Genomic DNA, 4,036 nt, shown 5'->3' on the forward strand with positions numbered 1-4,036 from the left:
GCCTCGTTGGCCGTGGTCGTCGCCTGCCCGTCGATGGTCAGGTGGAGGTCGTATTCCATCGGCAGGACGAGGCCGGGATCCACGAAGGGCGAGGGGGTCAGGAAGATCCAGACCGGCGTGCCGGGGGCGAGCTGGATGTCCAGCACGGCGACCTCGCCGGGCGCGGCCCCGACGGAACCGTAGTGTCCGGCGAACTCGCAGGTGGGCGGCATGACGGTGAGCTCCGACGGCCACTCGACGGCGAGTTCGCAGTGGAGATGCCCGCCGGCGCCGACGGTGGTCGCGATCCAGTCGAAGTCGCGCGCGCTGCCGCCGGGGATGCCGTTCCAGCCGGAGCGGAAGCAGGCGAAGGTCGTGCCGGCGGGGTCGATGGCGAGCTTCTGGAAGCGGGGCGGCGGGTTCGCGCAGAAGCAGCCGCAGTTGTACTCGTCGGTGATCCCGTACACCATCGGCGGCTCGCCCTCGACCTGGGCGCCGTCGGGGCAGTCCAGGACCGGGACGTCGGCGACGTTGACCGACAGGGCGTAGTCGCCGCTGTCGCCGCCGTAGCCGTCGATGATGATGTAGTAGGGGACGCCGGCCTCGAGCAGCAGGGCGTCGATCCGCGAGTCCAGCGGGTTGCACGGCGGCTCCGACGAGGCGCGGTCGTCGTTGCAGCCCACCAGGATCCGCAGGTAGTCGTAGACGAAGACGCGCGTGTCGTAGCCCGAGCCGCAGAGGTCGATCGTCACGTAGGTGTCGGTCGACTGCTTGATGGCGTAGACCACGTCCGGCGACGTGCTCCCGTCCCAGGGGCAGATCTCGTCGTAGTCGTCGAGCGCCTCGAGGGTGGAGCCCGTGTCGGCGTAGGGCAGCGTGAAGATGCCCACGGCGGTCTCGATGGTGTCGCCGCCGATGCGCGGGCCGGCGACCCGCGGCGCGGCGGGAACGTGCTGCTTCTTGACGGGGGCCGTCCGGGACGGGGCGGCCGCGACCGGCGCCGCGGCGAGCAGCGCGGCGCACATCAGGATCAACGTCTTCATCGACCTCTCCTCCGTGAGCAGGCGATCCGGCGCGACCCTAGCACCATCCCGATCACTTGGCCAGGATCAGGGTCCGGCTGCGCGTCAGCCCGGCGGCGCTCCGGTTTTGCGTTCTGGTTCTCAATGTGTTATCATTGATCAACTTTGGGGCGGATTCGCCCGCCGCCCCAACTGCCAGACCCGGCATCCGCCCGCCCGGATCCGCACCAGAAGGACGTGCCCGATGACCCGCTGCCGCCCCCTGATCGCGTTCGCCGCCCTGTTGCTGCTCGCCGCGCCCTGCCTGGCCCAGAGCCTGGACGTCGGCGGCTGGAAGCTCGAACAGGCGAACTCCGCCCAGACCTACACGATCCCGGCCGGCACCGTGGTGCCGGCGGGCGGCTACCTCATCGTGGCGCGCGAAGCGACCGCGGCCGCGTTCTCGACCTACTACGGGGTCACCCTCGGCAGCAACGTCGTGTTCCTGAACTCCGCCGCCACCTTCCCCTTCATCAACGGGGACGAGACCTACACCCTGCGCAACGCGGCGAACGGCGTCGAGGACGGGCCCACCCCCGCGCTGACCGGTGCGGTGAGCGCCTACCATCGCCTGGATCCCGAGGCCTCGCCCTGGACCGTCATCGACACCGTCCCGACCCCCGGCTCCGGCGTGGAGGCCCCCGACGCCGTGATGTCGGGCCTGGTGATCAGCGAGGCGAACAACCCCGCCAGCTACGTCTACGAGTACATCGAGCTGTACTACGACGGCACGACCGGCACCTCGAACCAGCCCCCCGCCATCACGTCGGTCCAGCACGCCCCCGTCGCCCCGATCGACGGCGACGACGTCACGATCACCGCGACGGTCTCCGACACCGACGGCACCGTCGACGTGGTCTGGTGCTGGTCGCGCACGGGCGCCGGCTCCTTCCTGCCCACGGTCATGACCGCCCAGGGCGGCGGCCTGTACGCCGCGACCTTCGCGAACCAGGTCGGCAACACGGTCCTGCAGTACTACGTCTGGGCGCGGGACGACGAGGGCGGCGAGTCCCTGAACCCGGCCAACGCCCCGACGGGCTACTTCTCCGTCGCGATCGAGGGCGTCGTGGTCGGCGGCAAGGTCGTCCTCTTCGACCACATGCACCAGCAGGACGCCGGCACCTCGGGCAACTGGCGCGTCGACGACAACCATCCCAACCCCCTGCCGGCCGTCCCGACGAGCGAAAGCTCCTGGAGCGGCCAGCTGTCGAGCTGGGGCTACGAGCTCTACCTCGCCGGCAACACCATCCGCAGCAACACCTCGGCGATCACCGCGGCCCAGCTCGCCGACGTCGACCTGCTGGTGATCCCCGAGCCGCAGGCCCCGTTCACCGCGGCCGAGATCGAGGCCGTGCGCCAGTTCGTCTTCGCCGGCGGCTCGCTCTTCGTGATCGCCGACCACAACGGCAGCGACCGCGACGGCGACGGCTGGGACAGCCCGAGCATCTTCGGCGGCTACACCGTGCCGCACATCACGGTGCCCCCGACCGGCGACACCGAGACCTTCTGCGGCGCCCTGTTCGGCCTGCACTTCCACGTCAAGGACGAGGGCAACAACTCGATCACCGGCACCTTCACCAACGTGAACCCCGACCCCGCCAACCCCGTGATCCACGGCCCCTACGGCGACGTGGCGGCCGTCATCTACCACGTGGGCAACGTGATGACCCTGTGGCCGACGGCCAACGCCGACCTCTCGGACGTGGGCGCGCTGATCAGCAAGAACGAGGGCCTGCCCCACAACGCCGCCTGGTCGCGCTACGGCCAGGGCAAGATCGTGGGCTTCGGCGACTCCTCGTGCACCGCCGACGGCACCGACAGCGAGTCCCACGAGAACAACTGGACCGAGGTCGGCTCGGACAACCGCGAGTTCTTCCTGAACGCCAGCGTCTGGCTGCTGACCACCGACGCCACCGCGGTCGGCGACCTGCCGTTCAACCCCGGCCTCGACCTGCGCGTGCGGCCCAACCCGTTCAACCCGCAGACGAGCATCGCCTTCACGCTGCCCGCCGACGGACCCGCCCGCGTCGCGGTCTACGACCTGCAGGGCCGCCTCGTGCGCAGCCTGCACGATGGCGCCCTGGCCGCCGGCCCCCACGCGCTGGCCTGGGACGGCCGCGACGAGGGCGGCCACGCCGCCGCCAGCGGCGTCTACCTCGTGCGCGCGTCGGCATCCGGGTTCGTGAACATCTCCAAGGCGGTCCTGGCGCGGTAGGCGCCGATCGGAGCGGCCATGAGCGACGACGGGCACGGCGAGCCGCGCCCCCTGCGGTTCCGCCGCAAGCACGCGCGGCGACGCACCGGCTGGCTGCCGTGGGTCGCCGCCGTCGCGCTGCTGCTGCTGCTGGCGGCGCGGTTCGCGCTGACGGAGAAGTAACGGCTGACGGGCTGACCGGGCTGATGCCAGGTAGGTGGGATCGCGATGCCAGCGCCGTACGCCGGCATCGCGATTCTCTTTCCTTGCCGCGACGATCATGTATCATCGACGCCATGCACGAACCCGCCCCCGCCATCGGGGAGGATCCAGCGACCATCGCCCGATCCCATGGTCTTCCACGGAGGGAAGGTACCGCCATGCCGCGCCTCACGATCTTCGCCGTCACACTCGCCGTCCTGCTCCCGGCCGCAGGCAACGTCCTGGCCATCGACTGGGAATGCCCTGACGACACCAAGCACCTGCAGTGGACGGCGTCGCTGCCGCTGGGGTACGGCGCCCGCGACCTCGCGCTCGACGGCGCGACGGCCTGGGTCGCGGGCGGCGACGGCAGCCTCTACGCGGTCGACCTCGCCGATCCGCTGGCGCCGGCGGTCGTCGGCAGCCTCTCGACCGGCGGCGCCGCGATCGCGGTCGTCGCGCGCGACGGCTTCGCCTACGTCGCCGGCGGCGACGAGGGGCTGCAGATCGTCGACGTGGGCGACCCCCTCGCGCCGGCGCTCGCCGGCTCGCTCGACCTGCCCGGCTACTGCGAGAACCTGGTCCTGGACGGCGGCCGCGC

4 protein-coding genes are annotated in these 4,036 nt (G+C 71.1%); 3 read left to right on the forward strand and 1 reads right to left on the reverse strand.

Translation table 11 applies throughout. The features are described 5' to 3' along the window. On the reverse strand, positions 1-1,022 hold a 1,022-nt coding region (locus Q7W29_09235), incomplete at its 3' end, for a hypothetical protein (protein ID MDO9172001.1). Between the two features lie 223 nt (positions 1,023-1,245). Here Q7W29_09235 and Q7W29_09240 point away from each other — a divergent pair. The 3 genes from Q7W29_09240 to Q7W29_09250 all read left to right on the forward strand — a co-directional run. Then, positions 1,246-3,255 (forward strand): FlgD immunoglobulin-like domain containing protein, encoded by a 2,010-nt coding sequence (locus Q7W29_09240; protein ID MDO9172002.1) that lies wholly within the window; start codon positions 1,246-1,248, stop codon positions 3,253-3,255. A gap of 18 nt (positions 3,256-3,273) precedes the next feature. Next, entirely contained in the window at positions 3,274-3,417 is a 144-nt protein-coding gene (locus Q7W29_09245) for a hypothetical protein (protein MDO9172003.1), read from the forward strand. Positions 3,418-3,614: 197 nt separating this feature from the next. Then, positions 3,615-4,036, forward strand: a 422-nt coding sequence (locus Q7W29_09250) for a PQQ-binding-like beta-propeller repeat protein (protein MDO9172004.1), incomplete at its 3' end; no start/stop codon positions are given.

This window comes from bacterium (genome assembly GCA_030654305.1).
GTDB lineage: Bacteria > Krumholzibacteriota > Krumholzibacteriia > LZORAL124-64-63 > LZORAL124-64-63 > PNOJ01.